Source organism: Desulfocastanea catecholica, assembly GCF_054657295.1.
Genome location: NZ_BAAHYZ010000039.1, coordinates 1 through 22,812 on the forward strand (window position 1 = coordinate 1; position 22,812 = coordinate 22,812).

At 45.9% G+C, this 22,812-nt stretch carries 23 protein-coding genes; 8 read left to right on the plus strand and 15 right to left on the minus strand.

What is annotated here, in order from left to right:
- Positions 1-170: 170 nt before the first annotated feature.
- The 3 genes from ACYQ8U_RS20955 to ACYQ8U_RS20965 form a co-directional block, all read right to left on the minus strand.
- Complete coding sequence (locus tag ACYQ8U_RS20955; protein ID WP_459947518.1) at positions 171-503, minus strand: YbaK/EbsC family protein; 333 nt, start codon at positions 501-503, stop codon at positions 171-173.
- Between the two features lie 512 nt (positions 504-1,015).
- The gene (locus ACYQ8U_RS20960) at positions 1,016-1,528 is read right to left on the minus strand and encodes a DsrE family protein (protein ID WP_459947519.1); all 513 of its coding nucleotides are present in this window, start codon (positions 1,526-1,528) and stop codon (positions 1,016-1,018) included.
- A gap of 140 nt (positions 1,529-1,668) precedes the next feature.
- Positions 1,669-2,601 carry a hypothetical protein gene (locus tag ACYQ8U_RS20965; RefSeq protein ID WP_459947520.1) on the minus strand — a complete coding sequence of 311 codons (933 nt, stop codon included), beginning with the start codon at positions 2,599-2,601 and terminating at the stop codon, positions 1,669-1,671.
- Between the two features lie 367 nt (positions 2,602-2,968).
- Between ACYQ8U_RS20965 and ACYQ8U_RS20970 the strand changes: the two genes are divergently transcribed.
- Complete coding sequence (locus ACYQ8U_RS20970; RefSeq protein WP_459947521.1) at positions 2,969-3,289, plus strand: HU family DNA-binding protein; 321 nt, start codon at positions 2,969-2,971, stop codon at positions 3,287-3,289.
- Between the two features lie 123 nt (positions 3,290-3,412).
- On the opposite strand, the gene ACYQ8U_RS20975 is transcribed toward ACYQ8U_RS20970, so the two are convergent.
- From ACYQ8U_RS20975 to ACYQ8U_RS20985, 3 genes are all read right to left on the minus strand, one after another.
- Complete coding sequence (locus ACYQ8U_RS20975) at positions 3,413-3,841, minus strand: SDR family oxidoreductase (protein WP_459947522.1); 429 nt, start codon at positions 3,839-3,841, stop codon at positions 3,413-3,415.
- Between the two features lie 173 nt (positions 3,842-4,014).
- Positions 4,015-4,347: a type II toxin-antitoxin system PemK/MazF family toxin gene (locus tag ACYQ8U_RS20980; protein WP_459947523.1), complete on the minus strand. Its 333-nt coding sequence runs from the start codon at positions 4,345-4,347 to the stop codon at positions 4,015-4,017.
- Positions 4,347-4,604 (minus strand): AbrB/MazE/SpoVT family DNA-binding domain-containing protein, encoded by a 258-nt coding sequence (locus ACYQ8U_RS20985; RefSeq protein WP_459947524.1) that lies wholly within the window; start codon positions 4,602-4,604, stop codon positions 4,347-4,349. Before ACYQ8U_RS20985 ends, ACYQ8U_RS20980 begins: the two co-directional genes overlap by 1 nt.
- A gap of 234 nt (positions 4,605-4,838) precedes the next feature.
- On the opposite strand from ACYQ8U_RS20985, the gene ACYQ8U_RS20990 reads away from it, so the two are divergent.
- Positions 4,839-5,405, plus strand: a complete 567-nt coding sequence (locus ACYQ8U_RS20990) for a recombinase family protein (RefSeq protein ID WP_459947525.1) — start codon at positions 4,839-4,841, stop codon at positions 5,403-5,405.
- Between the two features lie 141 nt (positions 5,406-5,546).
- Positions 5,547-6,293, plus strand: coding sequence for a DUF4158 domain-containing protein (locus ACYQ8U_RS20995; protein ID WP_459947540.1), 747 nt, complete (start codon positions 5,547-5,549; stop codon positions 6,291-6,293).
- A 352-nt stretch (positions 6,294-6,645) separates the two neighbouring features.
- Here the strand turns inward: ACYQ8U_RS20995 and ACYQ8U_RS21000 are convergent, their stop codons facing one another.
- From ACYQ8U_RS21000 to ACYQ8U_RS21020, 5 genes are all read right to left on the minus strand, one after another.
- Entirely contained in the window at positions 6,646-7,020 is a 375-nt protein-coding gene (locus ACYQ8U_RS21000; RefSeq protein WP_459947526.1) for a putative zinc-binding protein, read from the minus strand.
- 624 nt (positions 7,021-7,644) lie between these two features.
- On the minus strand, positions 7,645-9,408 hold the full coding sequence (locus ACYQ8U_RS21005) for an aldehyde ferredoxin oxidoreductase family protein (RefSeq protein ID WP_459947527.1): 1,764 nt from the start codon (positions 9,406-9,408) through the stop codon (positions 7,645-7,647).
- Positions 9,409-9,753: 345 nt separating this feature from the next.
- Positions 9,754-11,532: a sulfoacetaldehyde acetyltransferase gene (gene xsc, locus ACYQ8U_RS21010; protein WP_459947528.1), complete on the minus strand. Its 1,779-nt coding sequence runs from the start codon at positions 11,530-11,532 to the stop codon at positions 9,754-9,756.
- A 59-nt stretch (positions 11,533-11,591) separates the two neighbouring features.
- Positions 11,592-12,320 (minus strand): SDR family NAD(P)-dependent oxidoreductase, encoded by a 729-nt coding sequence (locus ACYQ8U_RS21015; RefSeq protein WP_459947529.1) that lies wholly within the window; start codon positions 12,318-12,320, stop codon positions 11,592-11,594.
- A gap of 99 nt (positions 12,321-12,419) precedes the next feature.
- Entirely contained in the window at positions 12,420-14,102 is a 1,683-nt protein-coding gene (locus ACYQ8U_RS21020; RefSeq protein ID WP_459947530.1) for a thiamine pyrophosphate-binding protein, read from the minus strand.
- 249 nt (positions 14,103-14,351) lie between these two features.
- Here ACYQ8U_RS21020 and ACYQ8U_RS21025 point away from each other — a divergent pair, with 249 nt between their 5' ends.
- From ACYQ8U_RS21025 to ACYQ8U_RS21045, 5 genes are all read left to right on the plus strand, one after another.
- On the plus strand, positions 14,352-15,419 hold the full coding sequence (locus ACYQ8U_RS21025) for a zinc-dependent alcohol dehydrogenase (protein ID WP_459947531.1): 1,068 nt from the start codon (positions 14,352-14,354) through the stop codon (positions 15,417-15,419).
- Positions 15,409-16,194, plus strand: coding sequence for an IclR family transcriptional regulator (locus ACYQ8U_RS21030; RefSeq protein ID WP_459947532.1), 786 nt, complete (start codon positions 15,409-15,411; stop codon positions 16,192-16,194). Before ACYQ8U_RS21025 ends, ACYQ8U_RS21030 begins: the two co-directional genes overlap by 11 nt.
- A gap of 18 nt (positions 16,195-16,212) precedes the next feature.
- Positions 16,213-16,650, plus strand: coding sequence for a tripartite tricarboxylate transporter TctB family protein (locus tag ACYQ8U_RS21035; protein WP_459947533.1), 438 nt, complete (start codon positions 16,213-16,215; stop codon positions 16,648-16,650).
- 173 nt (positions 16,651-16,823) lie between these two features.
- A complete protein-coding gene (locus ACYQ8U_RS21040) occupies positions 16,824-18,320 on the plus strand; it encodes a tripartite tricarboxylate transporter permease (RefSeq protein ID WP_459947534.1) in 1,497 nt (498 codons plus the stop codon).
- On the plus strand, positions 18,320-19,264 hold the full coding sequence (locus ACYQ8U_RS21045) for a Bug family tripartite tricarboxylate transporter substrate binding protein (protein WP_459947535.1): 945 nt from the start codon (positions 18,320-18,322) through the stop codon (positions 19,262-19,264). Before ACYQ8U_RS21040 ends, ACYQ8U_RS21045 begins: the two co-directional genes overlap by 1 nt.
- Before the next feature lie 621 nt (positions 19,265-19,885).
- Here the strand turns inward: ACYQ8U_RS21045 and ACYQ8U_RS21050 are convergent.
- The 4 genes from ACYQ8U_RS21050 to ACYQ8U_RS21065 form a co-directional block, all read right to left on the minus strand.
- Positions 19,886-20,140 carry a hypothetical protein gene (locus tag ACYQ8U_RS21050; RefSeq protein ID WP_459947536.1) on the minus strand — a complete coding sequence of 85 codons (255 nt, stop codon included), beginning with the start codon at positions 20,138-20,140 and terminating at the stop codon, positions 19,886-19,888.
- Positions 20,141-20,196: 56 nt separating this feature from the next.
- Positions 20,197-21,072, minus strand: coding sequence for an NAD(P)-dependent oxidoreductase (locus ACYQ8U_RS21055; RefSeq protein ID WP_459947537.1), 876 nt, complete (start codon positions 21,070-21,072; stop codon positions 20,197-20,199).
- Between the two features lie 1,066 nt (positions 21,073-22,138).
- Positions 22,139-22,408, minus strand: a complete 270-nt coding sequence (locus ACYQ8U_RS21060; protein ID WP_459947538.1) for a type II toxin-antitoxin system HicB family antitoxin — start codon at positions 22,406-22,408, stop codon at positions 22,139-22,141.
- Positions 22,409-22,603: 195 nt separating this feature from the next.
- The coding region (locus ACYQ8U_RS21065; RefSeq protein ID WP_459947539.1) for a tyrosine-type recombinase/integrase at positions 22,604-22,812 on the minus strand (209 nt) is incomplete at its 5' end.

Genomic DNA, 22,812 nt, shown 5'->3' on the forward strand with positions numbered 1-22,812 from the left:
ACCTTGTGGAAGGCGTCGTAAACCGTAGTTCTGAAATCAGGTCACCTCAACCTTCAGGCCACCGGTGATCTGTTGGAGATAATCAGGGCTCAAGGGGACGCCAGTGGCATCTGTACCAGCCGCCGGATATACAGTGTCATACTCATCGAGTGATACGTCGAGCAAAATAGCTACAGGGGGGTATCTTCCAATCCGAATGGGCACACACCACCTGGAAGAAACCCTGTCGTTTCATTAATCTCCTCCGCGCTAGCCATCCGGTGTTTGGTACCTGTTGAAAGTTTTAGCGCTCCACTGTTGATTTTCTTGTCACCGGCAGCCACCACCAGTCGGTACTTATCATCTTTTCCTTTGAACAGGATGGATTTGGCTATCTGGCCAACAGGTACTCCTATCCGTTGGGCAGCTGTTTCTGCAGTCGGCGTTGATCCAGGCTCAAACTCAAGGACGGAAAGGTGATGAATTTTTAGAAACGCTTGTACTTTTGAAGGAATATTGCTCATTTTCAATGACTAGGTTACTATAGTTGACAAAAGAACAGAAATTGCGGATGTAATATAACATAGTGCAGCGTTTTATCAAAAATTGCGTATAGTTAAATGGTAATCCGGGTGGCTCTTCATCTGAAAAGCCTTTTGGGCCACTTTGGTATTCCACCGGGCGCAACATTCGATAAAACGCTACACTATATATATGACCCAAGATCGAGATTTTTAGCAGAAAGGTTAGTGTGCCGGCCCTCTGTGGACTTTTCATTCTTGCAATATTCAGTTTCCCTTTTTTTCTTCCAATTAATTCCTGAATTCCTAAATTTTCTTTGGCATATTGCCTACTGCCTCGACGACAGCCGACTTGTCTATTTTTATGGGCATAATCTTCCTTTTCCGAAATGTTTACCTTGCTTGCAGGCGTTGTGGATGAAAACAAAGAAGCTGCTTCTTCGAAAACGAAGAAGCAGCTTCTTTTTAGAACCCTTACCCCCACCCGGAATACTTGAATAAGTAATAAGTTTTCTTTATGGAACCGCAATTAGGGAATAACCTTTTGCTTGGTACCCGGAAGCGGCAATCCAACCATTTCCGACCTTCTCGATCTCCGGCATAATGGTATCGGGATTTACGCCAAATACTTTCACGGCGTACATGCAAACCTCCATTTTGACACCATCTTTTTCGAATTGACGAATCGCCTCGGCAATTTTGTCTCGCGTAGCATTCTCTTCCTTGCTCCCGTTGCGTTCCGTGGTTAGGAACTTAACTGCTGCGTCGTGGAAGACGATGACGACCGAAGGGGGGTTGGGGAGAGACGTCACGCTCTTGGACTGGTAGACTTCCCGGATAGCGGGAAAGATGATCAAGGCTCCCTCCGGGGAAGCATGACCGTAGTCAAAGACTGTATTGAGCCCTTTGACGCCCTCCAAGGCATCATAATCCTGGGACAGGGCAGGTGTGACACCGAGAAGAAGGAGGATAAAGATAAATAAAGACGGAACATTGCAAAGAAAAACGTGCTTGGCTGAAATTTTCATGGTTGTTCTCCTCTTGGTATTGGGCCCCGACCAAAGTCGAGGACCCTTGGAAACATGACTGCCTCCACTGTTTGCCAATACGGCTGACTAAAGCATTGTCTTGATCATCCTTTTTTGAAAATTTTCCATCCCGTTGCCGCTTAATGCAGGGCTGCCAACGCCTCTCCAAGACGCTGCCGCTGTGGCTCGGAAGTGACTATCTCCAGCATTTTCTGATATCGGGGATGTTTAACCCCAGAGAAAATATATTGCCAGCGGTAGGCTTTCAAAAAGCCGGTTTTGAGTTGACCGGCTTCTTCCTCAGAGAATAAATGACCAGCTGTCTTGAGGAAATAATCGACATCGGCGGCACTCTGGTTTTGGAGAATGCCGTCGACATCCGCGACCATGGCGATAAGCTGATCTACTGCCTGGTTGCGCTCGCTATCGGTAATTTTGCTATTCTCCCGCTCCCACTCCAACTCATCGATAATGGCATGGGTTGTTTCTTCCTTCCAGTGAAATAAAAAGATATCCTTGAACAGTTCGGAAAGATTATCGTTAGGGGCGATGCTCTGTTTGTAATGTTCCTGCGTGAAGAGTTCGATCTCGAGAATCAGGCCCAGCACCGCCCAGGTGGAATTCTTTAACACGGCTTCCGCCACCGCGTCCGGGTCGGGGAGAAAAACATAGCCTTCCGGCATACCTTCAGCCATCATCGGTTCGATTCTGCGAAACAGTATCTGGTGCTTTAATTCTTCATCGCTGAACCGGACGAGTGCTTCCAGGGCTACCTGATTTCCCAGCCAATGTTCGCGGGTACATTCAAGTATCTTGGCGACGATAAATCTTTCAACGAACCCGAACATGTTGGCATAGGTCCGGCCGTGGATCTGGCTGATTAGCCGTTTGTCTTCATCGTTTAAAAAGTTGAACTGGTCGACCATCGACAGCCCATCAGGGAGAAACTTTTGCGAAAAATCAAATGAACGGCCTCGCAGGACATCCTTATCAATGTCCCACCGGACTCGCTTCGAGACCTCGATGCTTTTCGCATATCGTTCGAGAGAGTGTTGTTGCGGCGATGGTTCCATTTGTATCCTCCTTTTCTGTGGGTGGCCGGGTGAGCACGGCAAACGCCGAAAGGCAAGCAGAATGCAAAGTTCCAGGCGAAAGCTCATGCTGAATTTCTCATGTCTATCTCCGCCATGCAGAATGAGCCAGTAATGATGGTGCGGGTGATTGGCTGGAGATAACGAATGAAGAAAACCTAGCTATTTACCGGAAGGAGAATCGCCAATCACTTTAAGACGATAAAATAGTAATGATCAAGCTCAAAAACAAGAACCTGCAAGTGGTTAGGTTTTCATTTGATAGTTTTTACTGAGACTCCATTGATTTTATTTTGAAATTACATGATTTGCTGTATAGATAAACAAATCATTTTTCAGGAGGAGTCTCATGACAAAAGCAGAACTCGTAGCAAAAATTGCAAAAGACGCAGAACTGACGCAGATTCAAGCTCAAAAAGCACTCAACAGTTTTATCGAAATAACCACGGCTGCTATCAAAGCTGGCGACAAGGTTGTTCTCGTCGGTTTCGGTACATTCAGTGCAGTAAATCGTGCAGCTCGGATCGGCAGGAATCCTCAGACCGGAAAAGAACTTAAAATAGCTGCAAAGACCAACGGAAAATTCACCCCAGGAAAAGCTCTCAAGGATTTGAAAGCAAAACCTGTTAAAGCGACACCGAAAGCAAAGGTTAAAGCTAAAAAGAAATAGAACTGCAGGAACGGGTTCGAAGTTAAATGCAGTGAAAGTGTATTTTCTCTCTTAAATCATTATTCGATTTTGGCTTTGCAGGGTGTTTAGATTGTTTGCCACGGTGGAAAACTTCTAGCCTTTTTACCCCTTTAGCAGACCACCGTGGATATAGAAGACCTCTCCTGCCAAAGACTCGTTGCGGTACAGTTCTCCAATGAGGGAAGCCACTTCGTTAGCTTCGATAAGGCGCCCAATCGGGACATTCGTCAGATTTTTCTCAAGAGCTCTTTGGTTAATGCCTTTAAGTATCGGTGTTGCTACATATCCGGGTGCCACGGCAACACAGCGTATACGATCTGAAACGCCTCTTCGAAAAAATTCGGCGGTTATAACCTTGGGCATAACGGATATCGCCGCCTTGGACGACGAGTAATTGATCTGCCCGGTATTTCCTAGTGATCCTGTAGATGAGATCAGGCAGATTAACCCTCTGTTGCCGTTGTTAATGGGGTTTGAGGTGCAGTGCGTATAATTAAAACATCTTTGAACGACAAGGTGAGCGGACGGCAAAATTTATCCCGGTCTTCGCTCTATTGGGTGACCGCAAGGATCCATGCCGACATAGGTAAGTAGAGGTAACCCCAACATTCGTGCAGTGAGGGGCCATCTGTAAAATAAGTCTAATTCCCACCCCGATATCCTTTCCTCATCCCTCCAACACTTGTCACCAGCCGTCATCTGAATCATTCGAAAATAGGTGCAAGTTTCGCCAGCACTTCATCCATGATTGCTGTAGGAATGCTTTCCAGCTTACGCCCATTGCGCGAGGCAAGATCAAGGGCTCGGGGTTGGTCGCACCGTACAACGCCCGTTGTTTTTATTCCCGCCCCTGTCAGAGACACAGCAAAGCCAGCCGTACGGGCAAAGTTACCCCCGCCTGTGATTGGCAGCACGACCGGGGTTTTTGTCAGCCGGTTGAAGGCAGACGGAGACACAACCAAGACGGACCGTGTTCCCTGTTGCTCGTGACCCGAAGTCGGGTCCAGTGACACCAGGTAAATATCGCCGCGCTCCATTACAATAACTCGCTACCGACCGGTTTGCTCTCCAGCCAAGCGTGATCTTCCTTGCTGATCTCAGCCGATTCGTCGCATTGAGCCAGCAGTTCTTCCAGGCTGTAGCGCGGCCGTAACGTGGGTTCAACCACCAGGCGACCGTGATCGACAGCCAGTCCGACGGTTGCACCGGCGTGCAAGTGTAGCAGATCGAGAATGGCAGGCGGTACGGCCAACATAATCGATCCGCCTACCTTCCGAAGGTTAGTTGTGTGCATAGTGCACCTCCTTTTTATTAAGTTATATTTAAATATAACACGCCCTGGTCTTAACGGCAAGTTCTTAACCTGTCGAAAAACATTTGTTTTCCGCGAAGGCGTCATGTCTGCAAATGTTTTCCTGATTACCAGCTCAAATCCAACGAAATTGATCACGAAAATCATTGACGGAATGGTCTGCCTTTGATAATTACGAAAACATAATCTAAAAAGGTTTTTCGTGGAGGAGAAAAAATGATTGTTGGCTATTGCCGAGTAAGTATGGCTGATGACCGTCAAACAACAGATCTGCAAAAAGATGCTCTCTTAAATGTTGGGATCGATAAACGAAATATTTATGAAGACCAGGCATCCGGATCTAAAGACAACCGTCCCGGGCTAAAGGCCTGTCTTGAATATCTCACTGAAGGAGACGTTCTCGTTGTTTGGCGACTTGATCGCTTGGGGCGATCATTGCCACATCTCATTGAGATTGTCACTGAACTCAAAGCTCGGGGTATCGGTTTTCGATCTCTGCATGAGACAATCGACACAACTACTGCAACAGGGGAATTACTATTTCACTTGTTTGGTGCATTGGCCCAGTATGAGCGAGCCTTAATTAAAGAACGAGTGATAGCCGGTCTACGTGCGGCCGAACGTCGAGGGCGTCGCGGGGGGCGGCCGCGCGTGATGGATAGTGAAAAAATAGGAGCAGCAAGAGAATTGCTTGCCGGAGGACGTACGATGTCAGCGGCTGCGCGAACTCTCGGAATTCCACGAAGTACATTGGTGAGTACCCTGCAAAGAGAATGCGAGTAGATCCAAGACCAACAGGAATGGGTAAAGGCAGGGAAATATTTGGCCAACAAGGATATACCCAAGATCGTTCTTTTGTTTAATTATTTATGATGTGGTGATCAGAAAATAGCGCATCCCCTTCCGCATCCCGAGGATTGGCTCATTCTTCCCGAAGAAGAGCAATTATTAACGAATCGAACACCCCATGGGCGTTTGGGAATTGCAGTTCTTTTAAAATTCTTTCAGGTCAAGGGAAGATTTCCTGAGCGCCATGGAGAGGTAGGCAAAGATATTCTGGCCAACATTGCCGAACAGGTCGGTGTTCCCGTCGAGACATGGCATGACCTGGATTGGGAAGGACGAACGATAAAACGCCACCGTGCTGATATTCGTGAGTGGTGTGGGTTTCGGGAAGTTACTCTTTCCGACTTTGACATTTTCAAAACCTGGCTTGTTGAGGAGGTGATCCCTTGGGAATACCGGGCGGATCGCGTGCGAGAATTCCTATCTCTGCGGTGTCGTGATCTTCGAATTGAACTTCCCGCCTCAGACCACATAAGCAGGTTGATTCAATCCGCTCTCCAGGAGCACGAAACGAGTTTTTGTAAGGCCATTTTTCGGTGCCTCGATTCAGCAACATTAAGCAGCATGAACTCTCTTCTCCAGCTTCAATTCTTGAGGGGAGAAGAACCGGAATGGACAATGTGGCAGAGCCTCAAAGCCGATCCTGGCAAGGCTGGCCTTGAGAGTATCAAAGAGGCTGTCGCTCGCCTACAAACCGTCAGAGAAATCGGCCTTCCTGAAAATCTTTTCCAAACATTTTCGCCAAAACTGCTGGAACGGCCTAATGACCGGGTAACTGCGATAAGTGCCAAATGGTTGTCACCAACAATTCAGACATTGAGGTGAAGTGTGATTAAGGCCAATGAGACACCACTAACCAGAGAAGAGATTGATAAATATAGAGAATTATTTAATGAGACTCCTTGCTATATAAACATGACATGCGAATTGCAAAAGAACGTCAATGTTCAGGTGAGGAGGGCTATTGCCGGGGAACGTGGCCGTTTAACTAGGACCAGCGGGAGCATTTGAACAGAAAGTTGCGGTTATGACATTAATGCCAATTTTATCAGTAGGTTGTTGTCTGCGGTGTTTTTAGTAATAGGACTAGCAACAGCGGCCAACTATAAACGGTTCTGTCGCAAACTTGACTCGGCCATTGGCAAGGTTGCGACAGAACCGACGATTGTCTCTTGGATTATTCAAGAAGAACTGCGCCCTGAACTGCTACCTTCTCAATGCTCTCAGGGGTCACTGGTGATTGTCCCTTCTCCATGCCCAGGTCTGCGAGTCTCAGATGTATATATGATGTGAACCCTGCCTGCTCAAGCACTTGTTGGGCGCAATTCTGGCTGCAACCATTTATCACCAATATTTTGGCAGCTGAACTGGTTGTCGCCATGATCCCTGAAACTCGACCTGCCACCCCGGCCAGGCAGATCATCTTTCCTGTCCCATCTCGCATTAGCTTACGGGCGACTTGGTCAGAGATGGATCCAACGTCGGATGCCCCTGAGCAGGCAAATATGAGTTTTGAATCAAATCGAGATGCGCACATATTATTTTCGTTCATCGTGATTGCTCCTTTCTATACTTGTTATCCCTTTCTGTCCTGCTTCCCGTTCCGCAAAAACCACTTGTTTTCATAAATCTCCTCCATCTAATAAATTGTGAAATTAACTGCTACTGCCACCATAGACGAGGAGAGGCCGACGATGGATAGTGGACAAGTTTTTTTTTGAACTCTATTAAGGTGGACAACAATCAATTCAGAAGTGGCCACTTCTATTCCTGTTTCTGTTTCTGAATTGTACATGATGTGAATAAACCTGATAGTTTTCTGATAGTTTTGTCTTTTACTTCTAGAATTTTTGATTTGATCTGGAGCAGATCACATGCCATTACTTCCGCTTTATATTTTGTTGTTTGTTCTACCCCCTGCCATTCCTCTGTTGTTTTCAATAATCCAACCACAGCGTTCCAAGAGGTTTAAGCTCCTTACAGTACTCTTTTGGCCAACAGAAAGAGTCTTTTAATCCTAAACAACACCTACTTTCTCCAACTATTAAAATTCGATGTGTTAGCTTGGTCCGCCCCCGTTCCTACCTACCTAGGGTATGCTGGCAGGTACGGCAGAGCGAAACCTTGCGGTTCTGAGAAAAATGTTCAACTAGGGTTCAGCAACCATCTGCCCAACTCAATGAGGTATTCCATTACTGTCCCACCCCCTCAACAGATAATAGTCCTGCAGCATATATTCCATATCCGCCTCGGAGAGTGATCCCCCCTCCGGCAGAACCTCTTTGTGCAGACGTTTCGGCAAATGGTCGTCTTCCGCCCTAAAACCTTCCCGGATATTGAACTGTCTTGTCATAGTTGCAATGTGAGCCGCTGTCTTTTTCAGTCCCTCGATAGTTACATTGCTGCCTGTGACCAGCTGTATGGTCTTTTCCAACTCTTCCCAGCTATATAGATCGCGATAAAAGCGACAGATGGTCAAGGTGTCAAAAATATTAAGCCTGTCTTCATAATCAATCAGCATTTCGGCTTTATCCTTGATTTGATCTGGCGGGATCATGCCTGACAACTCGGGTTTATAAAAGGTAGTGCGCAGATGACAGGCACCCCGTGGAGATGTCGCGAAAGTTAGTCCCATACCTTTTAAGGTCCGTGGATCATATCCAGCCGGTTCAAGTCCCTTTACATGGATGGCAAGATCCTCCAGGCCCCACTTTTCTGAAGCGGCAATGATACCATCGGCGAGGATATGGCCGATATCGGTGCGAGAACCTATTTTTTCAATAAGATCAATAGTTTGATGCGCATTCCCGTACTCGATGTTAAAATCAATCCTGCCCTGCTCTTTTGCCTCCATAATTAGGGCACAGAGATTTCCCGCACTGATTGTGTCCATGCCCAGACGGTCGCAGAGGTCATTGAGGTAGGCAATCTCTTCCATCTCTTTGATCATGCACAGCCCGCCGAAAGAATAGATGGTTTCGTATTCCGGCCCTTCCAGTTGGAGATTTTTATGGCGCCCCTTCTGGAGCTTTGTCATACGGCCACAGGCCATAAAACATTTGGCACAGGCTTTAGGTTTTACATCATGTTCCTCATGGTAGATTTCACCGCTGATACTTTCAGCATGCTCACAGGACCCCTGACTCCAATATTTGGTTGGAAATGCATTGGCATTGTTCATCAGATTGACCATCATGGTTGTACCCATTTTGCGGTAGGTTTTGACACCCGGATTGGTCATATTGCTTTTTGAAAAATTCTTGGCATATTCGGCAATACCAGCAGGATCTCCATACTCTCGCTTCCTGTCACCCTGAAAAACAAGTCCTTTAACGAGTTTAGAACCGAGTACAGTACCGACACCAGTTCTGCCTGCGCATCTCCACTTATCATTGGCAATAATTGCAAACTTAACAAGCTTCTCCCCGGCTGGTCCTATGACTATTGCACCCGGCTTTCTGAAACCTTCTTTATTCATGGCAAAACGCTCGGTAGCTTGCTTTTCAGCCGTGAACGTTTCCATCCCCCACAGATCGCCGGCATCATTGAATTCCACACCATCTGGATGAACAGAAAGAACTGTCGGTCGTGATGCTTTGCCGGTTAAGATAATAGCGTCATATCCAGCTGAATCAATTGCTTCCGGAACCTTTCCCCCGGAATATGATTCTGAATAGAATCCGGTAAGAGGAGATTTAGTATAAACACCGTAACGGCTCCCGCCCCACAAGCGCCCCCCACAAAAGGGGCCGGTGGCAATTATCAAGTGGTTTCCCGGAGAAAGCGGATCAACACCAGGATCATTGCGATCAAGCAGGAGCCGAGTGGCGAGTCCTTTTCCGCCGATGCATTCGGCCAGGACCTGATCAGAAACAGGTTCTATCTCGAATGTCTGGCTTGTGAGGTTGATGGTCAGGATGCGCTTGTAATAGCCGTGCATGTTGTTCCTCCTGCTTCGAGCAGTTGCCGTTTTTTTGAATTGACCGACAACATCTGCCCAGTATAGTGGTTCGTAAAAAGTTTACTGGCGGATTGTAGCAAAGCCATCATTAATGATGATAAAGACAGCACTGGAGCTGTTCATAGGTAATGACCAGCGGCATCAAAAAGCGTAGAACGTTGCCCTAAGAACCACTTGCCATTATGGTCAACCATCAAAACCCTCTTTCGAAACAGAACTTGACCAATGCCCGGGTCTCCTCCATTGCTGGAGCCTTTGTATGGTGGTCCTTGCCCAGTTCGATGACTGCCATTGGGCCAATACTGAGGGTATCACGCCTGCGAGTTAAAAATCTCTCTTTGGTTTCATATCAGCAATATCAATTCCCGCGACAGAAACCGGTGCCTTCATCGCGTCACGTCGGAACGGCTCACCAAGTTCTTGATTAAGCAGAACCTCAATGAAAGTGGTTTGTCCATCTTCCATCTGTCTCCTTACTGCTTCTTTGAGAGTAGCAGTAAGTTCTTCCATGCTACTTGCTTGAACACCTTTGACACCGCATGCCTGAGCAATTTCTGCGTAGGATACATTCTGATTAAGCTCAGTCCCCACAAAATTATCAGAGTACCAAAGTGTCGTGTTGCGCTTTTCTGCACCCCACTGGTAGTTACGAAAAATGATCATGGTGACTGGTGGCCAACTGTCACGTCCGCAGGAAACCATTTCGTTCATGGAAATCCCAAACGCTCCGTCTCCAGCCATTCCGATGACCGGTACATCCGGGCAGGCCACTTTTGCTCCACAGATAGCCGGGAATCCATAACCACATGGTCCAAAAAGACCAGGGGCAAGATATTTACGGCCCTTTTCAAAAGTTGGATAAGCGTTACCAATTGCACAGTTGTTTCCTATGTCTGAAGAAAGGATAGCATCTTCAGGGATTGCTGCCTTTATTGCAGTCCAAGCCTGACGAGGAGACATTTTCTTTGGTTCTCGAGTACGGGCGCGCTCATTCCAAGTGGTACCTGAATCGTCCTCTTCATGTACCATCACTGCAAGCTCTTCAACCCAATCCGCTTTTGTTTTGGCGATAATTGCTTTACGTTTTTCTCGGTTGGTATCACCAGCGTTATCTGAAAGACGTTGAATAATACCCTGGGTGACTTTCTTTGAATCGCCAACAATACCGACAGTTACCAACTTGGTAAGTCCAATACGATCTGGATTGATATCGACCTGTATAATTGAGGCATCCTTAGGCCAGTAATCGATGCCGTAACCTGGCAGGGTTGAGAAAGGGTTCAAGCGGGTACCAAGTGCGAGCACAACGTCAGCCTGGGAAATTAGCTCCATTCCTGCTTTTGATCCATTGTATCCAAGTGGTCCCGTGGCAAGTGGGTGGCTTCCCGGAAACGCATCATTGTGCTGGTATCCACAACAGACCGGAGCATCGAGACGCTCTGCTAGTTCTATTGAGTCCTTGATTGCATCTCCCAAAACGACACCGGCACCATTCAGGATTACCGGAAATTTTGCACTGGAAAGAAGTTCCGCCGCTCGATCAAGAGCAAGTTCACCGCCAGAGGGCAATTCAAAGTCAACAATTACTGGCAGCTCTATGTCAATTACTTTGGTCCAGAAGTCACGTGGCACATTAATCTGTGCCGGCGCTGATGCCCGCTTGGCTTTCATGATTACGCGGTTGAGCACTTCAGCCATCCGTGACGGATCACGTACTTCTTCCTGGTACGCCACCATATCCTTAAAAACTGCCATCTGTTCAACTTCCTGAAAACCGCCCTGGCCAATAGTCGCATTGGCAGCTTGAGGGGTAACAAGCAACAGTGGGGTATGGTTCCAGTATGCTGTTTTTACAGGGGTGACGAAGTTGGTGATACCTGGTCCATTCTGAGCAACCATCATTGACATTTTTCCGGATGCACGGGTATAGCCGTCTGACATCATCCCTGCATTACACTCGTGGGCACAATCCCAAAATGTTATACCGGCCTTTGGGAACAGATCAGAAATAGGCATCATTGCCGATCCGATTATCCCGAATGCGTGCTCAATTCCGTGCATTTGAAGCACTTTAACAAATGCCTCTTCCGTGGTCATTTTCATATTTTGGACTCCTCGAAATTTAATTTATAGATCACATATCTCAGCAAGAGACATAAAACTTAGCTCATTAGCGTACCACCATTCACGTCAAGAGTGTGGCCGGTGATAAAATATGCCGCAGTGCTGCAGAGAAAATAGGCAGCAGACGCAATGTCTTCAGGCTTGCCAAGACGTTGAAGGGGCACGCGGCTGGAGATTTCTGCCCACTTTTCTTTCGGTATCATGGTCCCTTCAATAGGTCCTGGCGCTACACCATTCACACGAATCCCATCTGCGGCAAGTTCTAGTGCCAGCGATTTAACAAGAGAGATAACCCCTGCCTTTGAGGCGCAGTAATGGGCTTTGGTTAAAGTGGCATTGCTACCCATTGCTGCAAACCCAGTCCTTCCCGCTCTAGAGGTTAGAAGGATAAGATTTCCCTTCGTCTTGCGCAAAGAAGAGATGGAAGCCCTGGACAAAATGAAGGCTCCATCCAGATTTACACGCATGATACGCTGCCACTCTTCTAACGACGTATTTTCGATACTTTTGGCTGGTGCAGTAATGCCTGCCGAGTTCACAACGACGTGCACTTCGCCGATCTCCTCCGCCTTCGAAAAAAGGGCCGCACATGATTCTTCGCTGGTTATGTCACATTTGATAAAGTGCTGATCTCCTGTGAGCACCAGCCTTTTAGGCTCCTGAATATCGGCTATGATGACCTGATATTCTCCTGAAAACTTCTGAACACAGGCATTGCCAATATTGTTTGCCCCACCTGTTACTATGGCCACCTTTGGGCTAGTCATCTTATCCTCCCGGATTAGTGCCTCAGAAATTCATTTCTTGTTTTTTGTGGATGAATTTCGTGAAGCCACTTATCCCGTCTTATTTCCCGTTCATCGGGTTTAGTAATCACTTACTTGCATATGTGAGGCCAGCGGATCTGTTATTACTTCAATAACCGACGGGCCTTCCGTATGATTATGTGCATCCACCAACGCATCAGCAAAATCCTTTGCAGTCTCTACTCGACGGCTCCACGCCCCCATTCCCTTAGTAACTTCAGCAAAGTTGACTGGGCCAAAATCAACACACAAGCGTTTATCACCCATATTGTCTCTGACCATGCCAAGGCCGCTGTTGTTACACACCACAAAAGTCACAGGGATATTATGCTGGGTACACGTGGCAACCACATCCATTGTCATGATGAAACCTCCATCGCCACAAACGCAGGTAACACGTTTTTCCGGGTAGACAAGCTTGGCTGCCGCTGCCGCTGGTCCACCCCAACCCATGCCACCAACACCACCAGGAACAACTAACGTGTCTGGGTGCTGGATGCGGAGTCGGTTAGTGTGCCAGATTCGATTAGTCCCAGCTTCCAGAGTAACAATATCATTTTGCCCGATAAAGGCTTGAACTGTGTCTACAATATCCGCTAGATGAACGGTACCCGGAGAGGCAATATAGGATTTTGGTTCATCATATTCAGTCTCTTTTTTTATGGTCTTGATACTATCCAGGCGCTCATCCTTATTTGATGGAGTAAGATCAATTTCGGAGAGTGCATGAATAACATGACCAACATCTGCAGTGACGGCCAGGTCGACAGGATATACCCACCCAGCATTGCGGGGGTCGATATCGACTTGTACAAGAGTCTGCTCACCGGGTCGAATCAGTTCACTATCTCGAAAACGGGTGTAGTCGGGCGCCATACTTGCGCCCATAATCACTACCAAGTCAGCGTTACGCAATACTTTATTAGCAGTGACATTGCCCCAGGTACCCAGCATTCCCCCACAAACAGGTGAGGTTTCATCGACACAACCTTTGCCATTGTAACTTGTTACAATAGCAATACCGTTTTTCTCTGCAATGGCCTGTAGCAACGAGCCTGACTTGGTAGCAACAACCCCATTGCCGGCCACAAAAACAGGGTGTACAGCTTTGTTTAATAACTCAGCGATTCTGTTGATAGCCGCTGGGTCAGGGATTGCTGGAGTGTGCTCAAGGTAGCCGGCAGAATTGTATATTTTATTGGTGCTATTTTCTGGGAAATCAGCCCGGATAATAGATGTCTTCATTATGACGGCAGTAGGCCCGGTTCGAGGCAGACTGGCATGCTTGTACGCCATCTGAGTACCATATATAACCTCTTCGGGAGTAGTTGCGTAGGTGCAATATTTTGTAATTGAATCCAGTGTGTTTTTTATATCTGCGGCCCCGTAGTCCCCGGTCATGGTTTGATAAACGCCATACTGCCCGAAGCCTCCATAACAAGAGCTGTCAGTTATGGTCAGCATGGGAGAACCGGCAAAGTATGCCTCAAGTATGCCAAAAGAACCGGTTGTGGCAGCCCAAGGCCCCTGCGCCAGGAGAACACCCGGCTTTCCAGTCAGGCGCCCTGTTACTTGTGCCATTATTGATGCGACCTGCTCACTACGTGCGAGGACAACATCTATCTTGTCTCTTTGCTCGTAAAAGGCTGGAAGTGACCAAGTTACTCCTAGACCCGGTAAGGTAAAAGCCTTTGTAACTCCAAGTTCGACCAGAGTGCTAACCATTTTTTCAGATGTTTTCATTAAAATCACCTTATGTCTAATGTTTAATATAGTGAAATACGAAATCATTATGTTAACACTATAACGATTTTTTAACCACCGGTCAACGTAAAATTCTCCGATGCTACAGCTACTCAACTCGAACACATCATATTTATACTTTGTTTTCAGTAACATATACTCATCAGTATTTTTTCTTTGACATGACCCCCGTTATTGCGTTATAGTTCATCGTATTCAACATAGTGAAACAAATACTGTGAGAATATAATGACCCTTATGAATGCCGTTGTTTTTTACAAAAATACTGGCCTTGTTTTTCAGAAGGTGGATAAGCCTCCACTTTTACCAGACATGGTTCTGGTTCGTGTCGCCTACACAGGGTTCTGCGGGTCAGACAGAGGTTATGTAAGTGGAAACAAGGCCGCCGATGGTTATATCCTAGGGCACGAAACAAGTGGAATCGTTGAAGCAGTTGGAAATGACGTAATCGGCGTTGATGTCGGGATGCGCGTAATTATACGCCATACTTTCTGCAATAATTGTCAAGAATGTCGGTCTGGCCGACCGCATCAATGTGTAGTTAATCGTAGAGGCATTGGCGTCCGTGATATGCCTGGTGCCTTTGCGGAATACGTTTCTGTTTTTCCCCAGATGCTAATTCCAATTCCACCATCCGTGGATTTGCAAAATGCCGCTCTGGTAGAAGTGATGGCATCAGCATTGCACGGCTACAACTGCGCAATAGTCAATTCAGGCAGTGCCCTTGTCATGGGGGGAGGCCCTATAGGTCTCTGTTTAGTAAAGATACTCCGACTTTGTGGATTTGATACTATTGTCCTCTCAGAGCCGGTCAAAACCAAAAGAGACCTGGGGATACTATACGGAGCCGATTTTGCAGTAAACCCTCTCACTGAATATCTTGGAGTCGCAGCATACACAGCAACCCAAAACAATGGCTTTGATGTTGTATTCGAGTGCTCAGGTGTCAAGGAAAACATCAACACAGGAATTGAACTGGTCAAATGTGGTGGGACTATATGCATCGTTAGTGTAATCGGTGAAGACATTTCCGTATCCCCACGAAACATAGGTTTCAAAGAAGTCACCATAACTGGGTCTATCTCGAACACCCATGCTGAGAACAAACAGTGTCTACGATGGATTCAGTCTGGCTTGGTAGACCTGAGAGCCATGGCGACAGATACGGTATCCCTTGAGGAATTACCAAAGACATTTATCGAACGTGTTTTGACAGGAAAAATAAATAAGCTTATGATTGAAATTTTTCCTGACCCAAATCAAGACACTCTACGAGGAATCGATAATGACAACTAATTCCAAGAAATACCTCTCCACCACTCTCATAAAAGGCATGAGCATTCTATCCGCTTTCACCTACGAAAAACAGCTATTAACTCTCACCGAACTTTCTGTTTACACCGGAATCGACAAGGCAACCTGCACACGACTAACCAAAACCTTTGTACATCTCGGGTATTTGGGGAGAGACGAGAATAAAAAATTCTACCTTGAGCCAAGAGTTCTTCGGTTCGGCTTTGCCTATCTAAATGGTTCAGAATTGAGAAGTCTTGGCAAGAACCACCTTAAAGCATTGAGTATGGAAACTGGTTGTACGGTCAACATGGCAGTGCTCGACGACACAGACATTTTAATAATTTGCAGAAATGAAGTGAAAAAAGCCCTTCACGAAACCATCTCAGAAGGTGTCCATTTGCCCGCCTACTGCACGGCCCAAGGTAAGGTGATACTGGCACACATAGATGAAACGCTAGCCCTGGACAAATATAAACGAAGCGAAGTGAAACGCTATACCGAAAACACAATCTGTACGGAAGATGCTTTTCTTGAAGAACTTAAGAAAATTCGCCAACAGGGTTACAGCATCTGTAACCAAGAATATGACTACAGTTTTTCTGCCGTTGCAGCACCCATTTTCGACCACACAGGGGAGATCGCTGCATCCATGTCACTTGTCTACCAGCCTCAAGCCACACCGGAGGAAGAGCAGCAAAAGTTAGCAGGTAAAATTGTAGCCGCAGCCCAAAATCTATCATTTTTATTAGGTTTCAACGCCCCGAAAAATAACTAAGAAGAGAGAGGCTCAATCATGAAAGGCACATTTTCTTTAACAAGTCTGGCAATCACTGCGTCTGCCATATTTCTACTTGTCGCCAGTTACCAAGTCGATGAAGTTCCGGCCTATTTCTCAAAGGGCGATGCAGACCCACTGCTCTATCCAAGAGTTCTACTATTTGCATTGACCGGTCTTGGGCTTGTTGTCTTTGTAAGAGAGTTTCTGACGGGCAATAAAAAGCTACCACTGACTCTAAGTGTTTATATCCTCTCCGGAATCCTTATCGCCTACTACTATATTTTCATCTACATAAAATTCTATATTTCCACTGTTCTTCTTTGTGCTGTCATAGTATTTCTTGTCGAGAGAAAATTTACCCTAGGTTCCATTACTCTTTGTCTTCTGTTACCTCTTGGGACATGGGTTTTGTTCAATTATGGATTGGATCTGCAAATACAATTTATGAAATGACGAGAACGCCAGAGGAAATTCGAAACTGATAATGATCCTAAAATAGTGCCGATATCTTCTAGAAGAAGATTCTATATTCCACAAGAAACAGCAGAGGCGTTTTCACATAAAGTTTTTTTAAAGCCTTAAACACTGTTTTGATTTGTTAACATTTCTTTCACAAGAGGTAACGCATGGACTACCTAACCGCTATCCAAATGGTTTTTGATCCTTTAACCTTGCTAATCATGTTGTTAGGAGTTTTTGTTGGAGTGTTTATTGGAGCCCTGCCTGGTCTCGGTTCTGTCGTGGGCATCACTGTATGCCTGCCCTTTACCTTTGGTATGGAACCAGTCACAGCTATTGCCCTTTTACTTTCTGTCTATGTGGGAACAGTCTATGGAGGCTCCATTGCAGCTGTTCTGATCAACACCCCCGGGACTCCCCAGGCAGCGGCCACCGCAATGGAAGGTTATCCCATGCAACAGCGTGGTGAAGGCGGTTCTGCCATTGGTTGGGCGACAATAGCTTCGGTTATTGGGGGAACATTCTCCTGTCTCGTTTTGATAATTGCGGCCCCTCAGATTGCAAAATTTGCGCTTCGCTTCGGTCCAATAGAAACCTTTGCTCTCATCTTTCTGGGGCTTACCTGTATTTGCAGTGTTTCTGCTGGTAACCTCGCTAAGGGGCTAATATCAGGCCTGATCGGACTTACTCTAGCAACAATAGGTTCTGATCCTATCACTGGTGATCTCCGGTTTACATTTGATATTTTTTCACTCTCAAGTGGAATAGAACTTATCCCAGTAATAGTAGGAGTTTTTGCTCTATCAGAGGTGTTGGTGCAAATCTCCAAGAATAGCGACAGTACGGGGAGCGAAATTCCAAAGGGGACTCGTATTATCTTCCCAACCTTCAAACAGCTGAAAGAGAAGTGGGTGGTGCTATTAAAGTCAAGTGCTATTGGTACAGGTGTTGGCGTTTTGCCAGGAACTGGAGCCGCTACTGCTGCATTCATGGCCTATGGTGAAGCCCAAAGATCATCCAAAAACAGTGAAAATTTCGGCAAGGGTGAAGTGGACGGCATTGTCGCAGCTGAGTCTTCAAATAATGCCGTAACTGGTGGTGCCCTGATCCCAACTCTATCACTCGGAATTCCTGGTGACCCTGTCACTGCCATCATGCTTGCAACACTAACGATTCACGGTGTAACACCAGGGGTGAGGCTCATGCAGGACAATCCGGAAACAGTTTATGCTATTTTTTTGCTGCTTATGGTGTCTAATTTATTCATGCCGCTAGCCGGCATACCGATAACCAGAGTCTTCTTTAAGGTATTGCAAATCCCTAAAACAGCACTTCTCTCCGGCATAGTGGTACTCTCACTTCTGGGTTCTCTTGTGGCTCGCGGAAATCCATTTGATCTTCTGGTAGCAGGAATCAGTGGAGTTGTTGGTTACATGATGAAGCGTCATGGCTACCCTCTAGCACCGTTGGTCATTGGCCTTGTTCTTGGTGCTCAATTTGAACTTAGTTTTCGTCAGTCTTTGCTGTACATGAGTGGCACTCCATTCTTTAGTTACATGTTTGATCATCCACTGGCCCTTATTCTGTTTAGCGTAGCCTTTACATTTTTGGGCGCACAACTATACTCCCAAAGAAAAACTCAAAAAATTAACAGGAGCAAGTAATGAAAAACAAAAGGTTTTATAAAATTATGGTATCAGTTTTCATGATTTTTTTTCTTACTGGAAGTTTGGCATCGGCCCAATACCCTGACAAAAACATAACTCTTATCGTACCGTTTGCAGCAGGTGGAACAACAGATATCAATGCCCGTATTTTTGCAGCTATGCTGGAGAAAAAACTTGATGTGAGTGTTGTAGTTAAAAATGTCGGCGGTGCCGGTGGTACTATTGGTGCAGCAGAGGTGGCAGGGGCAAAATCGGACGGTTATACTTTTGGCTTCCTGTCAGTCGGACCTGCAACAATGCAACCTCATATAAAGAGAGTGCCTTACAACATAGACTCCTGGTCGTTTGTTGCTAATATAAACAATGTTCCTGCTGTTCTTATGGTAAAGAAAAGCTCCCCTTGGAATAACTTTCAAGAAATGCTCGATGATGTAAAGGCTCATCCGAAAAAATATTACTATGCTACATCGGGTTCGGGAAATATAACCCACCTTACGATGTTAGCATTTTTGAAAGATTTTGGATTAGAAGTTAATCGGATTCCCCATCGTTCTTCGGCTGAAATCATGAAAGAGATTGCAGCCGACAGAATTCATTTCTATTCAGATACCCCTTCGGCCTTGACAACATTTGACGTCAAGGCCCTAGCTGTTTACTCAGCTGAACGTTTTCCTCTTCTAAAAGATGTTCCAACAACCAAAGAGTTCGGTCATGAGATTGTTTACTCAGTGTGGCAAGGAGTATTTGCACCTAAAGGAGTAGACGTTACTAAAATAAATGTAATCAGCGAAAAGATCAAAGAGGTAGTTACAAGCCAGGAATATCTAGAAGCTATGCGTAAAGTGAGCACTGAACCGCAATATATGAATTCTAAAGAGTTTGAAAATTTTGCTCGTGCTGAAAACGATAAGTATATGAAGGCACTTAAAACATCCAAATAATAAATATTTTCACTCTGCCCTTACAAGACGTTACTTATCTGTCTCATAAGCAGAAATGGATAATGGGGAGCCTTGTTAACCTAGCCTATATGTATCAAAATTATGATACGTTGGCCTGGCTGCAACTCCCCTTCTTTTTGATCTTACCCCATTAACGTGGAAACTGGGTTAATCTGCACTTCTCAATTTCTTCCATTCCGGCGCAAACTGGTCACACATCTTATTAGTGGCCCCCTTTTTAAGTGATTTTTCAAAATTATCATATAAGAGATAGTGGAGGCCTTCTGCCTTTTGGGGATAGCTTCGTGTATTCTTGCGGTATTGATAGAGAGATTCTTTGGCAATCTTAAAAGCTAAATCCAAATTGCATGATAACCTTATTCCTGTGAAGGTAGACCTGCCTATTTAAATGGATTTGCTTAGAAATGGAGTAACTGCAAAGAAGAGGTTACCAAAGAGAATATGGGAGGCCTGTCGCCAGCCCTGGTGAAGCGAGGAAGATGCTTGGAGTGAAAGCCAGTAATCAGTGATCAGTGAGTCAGTAAAGGGTAAGTTCATGAGCTATTGAGTTCGTAAGCCAAATCTCAAATTCGTCAAACTCGCTGAATCCGTTGAAATCGTTTAAATCTTAAATGTAATGTTACAGTGCAGGGACGGCCGGTCATTGCTTTTGCAATCCTGATCATTTTCTACTCGCTTGGATATGCCTGTGGCAACGTCTCGGGCATCCTCGTTGAGCGGAGATTGGCTTTTGGAATGACCATCTTGAAGGTTTTTATCAGTGTAAATGGCCATGCTCTTGCGGATAAACTGCGCAGTATGGGACAACCAGTCACCATTTTCCAGGGTGAAGGTACGCACTACGGGTTTAAGCATCAATAAACCTGGTCGACATTAGATAAACAGCAATTGCAGGATGTAGCCTTTTTATTTTATTTCCGGTTTTTCTCCAACCTGGCAAACAGGCTTGAAGAATCCCAGCGGCTTCCCCCAATTGCCTGCACCTCTGAATAAAACTGATCAACCAGGGCTGTAAGTGGAAGATGCGAGCCATTCCGACGTGCTTCTGCGAGGGCAATAGCCAAATCTTTACGCATCCAGTCAACCGCAAATCCTAAGTTATATTCGCCTTGCCACATGGTTTGATATCGATTTTCCATCTGCCAGGATTGGGCCGCGCCTTTGCTGATTACTTCAACTACTTTTTCTCCGTCCAGACCTGCGCTTCGGGCAAAATGCAATGCCTCAGCGAGTCCCTGCACCACGCCGGCGATACAGATTTGATTAACCATTTTAGTCAACTGCCCCGCACCAACATCACCTAAGCGTTCGACACATTTGGCATAACTCATGATAACCGGTTTAGCGGTAGCAAAAGTCGACTCAACTCCGCCGACCATCACTGTAAGCGCCCCATTTACGGCGCCGGCTTGACCACCGGACACAGGGGCATCCAAGAAACAAATCCCCCGAGTGGTTGCAGCCAAGCCAATTTCACGAGCAACCTCCGCAGATGCCGTAGTGTGGTCAACCAGTAACGCCTTGGGGGCCATTCCCGCTAGCACACCTGTGTCGCCCAATACTACCTGACGGAGATCTTCATCGTTGCCGACACAAACGAAAACGAATCCTTGTCCTTTTGCTGCAGCCGCCGGCGTTTCACAATAGTGACCGTTATACTCACCTACCCAGGCATCGGCTTTAGCTTGAGTTCGGTTATATACAGTTACCTCATGACCTTGCTTCGCCAGGTGCCCTGCCATGGGATACCCCATCACTCCTAATCCTATAAATGCTACCTTTGCCATTGCGTGTCCTATTGAGTTTAAGAGTATCTATAGATACTCCTCTATTTTCGTCCCTTTTACCAGAGTTTTCTACCATTTTTGGGGTGATATGACAAAGGTTTGATGCCGATGTCTCGAACAAATGCACCACTTGTTTCAAGAATCCCTGTACGGATTGCTGACAACAACCATTTTTTCAAGCTTTGTCGGTGCAATTTTCATGTCCATGGACTTGCAGCTTACTTAATTTGACCGACAGAGAGGAGATACCTAACTCAGGCTAACCAGCAAAGATGGGATTGACCTTGCTAGGGGTAGGCAACGGAAAGTTCGCCTCTCTTATAGGCCCAAGGCCCAGGCCAGCCCTAAGAAGTAGAGCGCCTGAAAAAAACCTGCGAGGAAAAGCCAGGGCCAAATCGAGAGAATGATCTCTAAAATCTGCTCTCCTCAATAGAGCAGAAAAGGAACGGTTAAAGTGTTCCAAAAATATTTGCCAGAAAAAATGAGGCGTTAGAAGAATGATCTTTCTTGCTGAACAGATTCCATCCTGCGTGGGTTAAAGCTGAAATAATAAGAAGAGTGCTGGCTGTTAGAGTCATTCAGATCCCGATAGGCAGATCAGTAAGAAATTTTCACTGCGTTGCCCAGTATGCAAAAATAAAAAGCTCATATAGCACGGAGAATCTCTTCCTCGATGGTTTCATTGTATATCTATCGACAGACAATCGACATACATAAAAACGGAGAGACCTACGGGCTAGGAGCTGTCTGATACCAACAAGCATTCCGAGAACACCAGAATGATGATCGAAGTTCCATGGTACCTTGCTGGAATTCGCGGTGTCTGGCTGAGTTGATCTTTCTTTTTAATCGAAGGTTCTGGTTTGAGTTGAGTGTTCCTTGTGTTAGTAACATTTTCAATCAAATCGAAACCAATTCCACAACATCAATTGAGGCTTGCTGAGGTGGTAATCGTAGACAAGAATGAGGGGGGATACACTGAAAAAAAGACATGAAGAAGGCCTGAATGAGCATAGGTACATTCCCTTCAAACAGCTCTGGAAGGCACTGACAATCATCTATCCTGTCATTCCAGAATATCTGAACCGTCAAGATCCACATGTAACCAAGTCGCCCCTGCATAATCAGGATTCATATAATATTTCTCAATCTCTGACGGAGTAGGAGCAATTTCACCCTTTTCGGCCAGAATTTTTAGACGACTTGAAATCTCCTCCTTTACGCTATTTAGAGCTTCGTCTATGGTTTTCCCTGTCGAAAAACATCCTGGCAGGTCTGGAACCGTAACGTTAAAAAAAGAATTTTTGTCTTTGTGTATTGCAATAGGATATTCCATTTGGCACCTGCTTGTCTCAATATTTTTATGAAACGATATACTAGACACAGTTAATCTTGGTATTGAAGCAATAATGGTTTCTTGTGCCCAGGTCAAGGGGTTTGAAGTCTAATTATATGTTCATCTCCTCTTGAACCGTGTGACGTGCAAAAGCGTGAGAGAGCCCTTTCTTGTTTCCGCTGCCGACCCCCCACCTTACCTTTCATCTAAAATCCGCTTCAGCTCATCGTTGGTTATGCGGGAATACTGCAGAGAAAAAGAGGCGTTCTTGTGCCCCAGCTGCCTTTGCACTGCCGCCACATTGCCGGTTTTCTCCATAATGAACATCCCCATACCGTGTCGGGCCGAGTGGGGAGTTTTATCTTTATCCACCCCGGCAAAATCCCGGACCTGATTCCACACGG

Excerpts from the sequence above, each read along its gene's own strand:
- ACYQ8U_RS20955 (WP_459947518.1), bottom strand. The coding sequence starts at position 503 with ATGAGCAATATTCCTTCAAAAGTACAAGCGTTTCTAAAAATTCATCAC.
- ACYQ8U_RS20960 (WP_459947519.1), bottom strand. The coding sequence starts at position 1,528 with ATGAAAATTTCAGCCAAGCACGTTTTTCTTTGCAATGTTCCGTCTTTA.
- ACYQ8U_RS20965 (WP_459947520.1), bottom strand. The coding sequence starts at position 2,601 with ATGGAACCATCGCCGCAACAACACTCTCTCGAACGATATGCGAAAAGC.
- ACYQ8U_RS20970 (WP_459947521.1), top strand. The coding sequence starts at position 2,969 with ATGACAAAAGCAGAACTCGTAGCAAAAATTGCAAAAGACGCAGAACTG.
- ACYQ8U_RS20980 (WP_459947523.1), bottom strand. The coding sequence starts at position 4,347 with ATGGAGCGCGGCGATATTTACCTGGTGTCACTGGACCCGACTTCGGGT.
- ACYQ8U_RS20985 (WP_459947524.1), bottom strand. The coding sequence starts at position 4,604 with ATGCACACAACTAACCTTCGGAAGGTAGGCGGATCGATTATGTTGGCC.
- ACYQ8U_RS20990 (WP_459947525.1), top strand. The coding sequence starts at position 4,839 with ATGATTGTTGGCTATTGCCGAGTAAGTATGGCTGATGACCGTCAAACA.
- ACYQ8U_RS21000 (WP_459947526.1), bottom strand. The coding sequence starts at position 7,020 with ATGAACGAAAATAATATGTGCGCATCTCGATTTGATTCAAAACTCATA.
- ACYQ8U_RS21005 (WP_459947527.1), bottom strand. The coding sequence starts at position 9,408 with ATGCACGGCTATTACAAGCGCATCCTGACCATCAACCTCACAAGCCAG.
- xsc (WP_459947528.1), bottom strand. The coding sequence starts at position 11,532 with ATGAAAATGACCACGGAAGAGGCATTTGTTAAAGTGCTTCAAATGCAC.
- ACYQ8U_RS21015 (WP_459947529.1), bottom strand. The coding sequence starts at position 12,320 with ATGACTAGCCCAAAGGTGGCCATAGTAACAGGTGGGGCAAACAATATT.
- ACYQ8U_RS21020 (WP_459947530.1), bottom strand. The coding sequence starts at position 14,102 with ATGAAAACATCTGAAAAAATGGTTAGCACTCTGGTCGAACTTGGAGTT.
- ACYQ8U_RS21025 (WP_459947531.1), top strand. The coding sequence starts at position 14,352 with ATGACCCTTATGAATGCCGTTGTTTTTTACAAAAATACTGGCCTTGTT.
- ACYQ8U_RS21030 (WP_459947532.1), top strand. The coding sequence starts at position 15,409 with ATGACAACTAATTCCAAGAAATACCTCTCCACCACTCTCATAAAAGGC.
- ACYQ8U_RS21035 (WP_459947533.1), top strand. The coding sequence starts at position 16,213 with ATGAAAGGCACATTTTCTTTAACAAGTCTGGCAATCACTGCGTCTGCC.
- ACYQ8U_RS21040 (WP_459947534.1), top strand. The coding sequence starts at position 16,824 with ATGGACTACCTAACCGCTATCCAAATGGTTTTTGATCCTTTAACCTTG.
- ACYQ8U_RS21045 (WP_459947535.1), top strand. The coding sequence starts at position 18,320 with ATGAAAAACAAAAGGTTTTATAAAATTATGGTATCAGTTTTCATGATT.
- ACYQ8U_RS21050 (WP_459947536.1), bottom strand. The coding sequence starts at position 20,140 with ATGCTTAAACCCGTAGTGCGTACCTTCACCCTGGAAAATGGTGACTGG.
- ACYQ8U_RS21055 (WP_459947537.1), bottom strand. The coding sequence starts at position 21,072 with ATGGCAAAGGTAGCATTTATAGGATTAGGAGTGATGGGGTATCCCATG.
- ACYQ8U_RS21060 (WP_459947538.1), bottom strand. The coding sequence starts at position 22,408 with ATGGAATATCCTATTGCAATACACAAAGACAAAAATTCTTTTTTTAAC.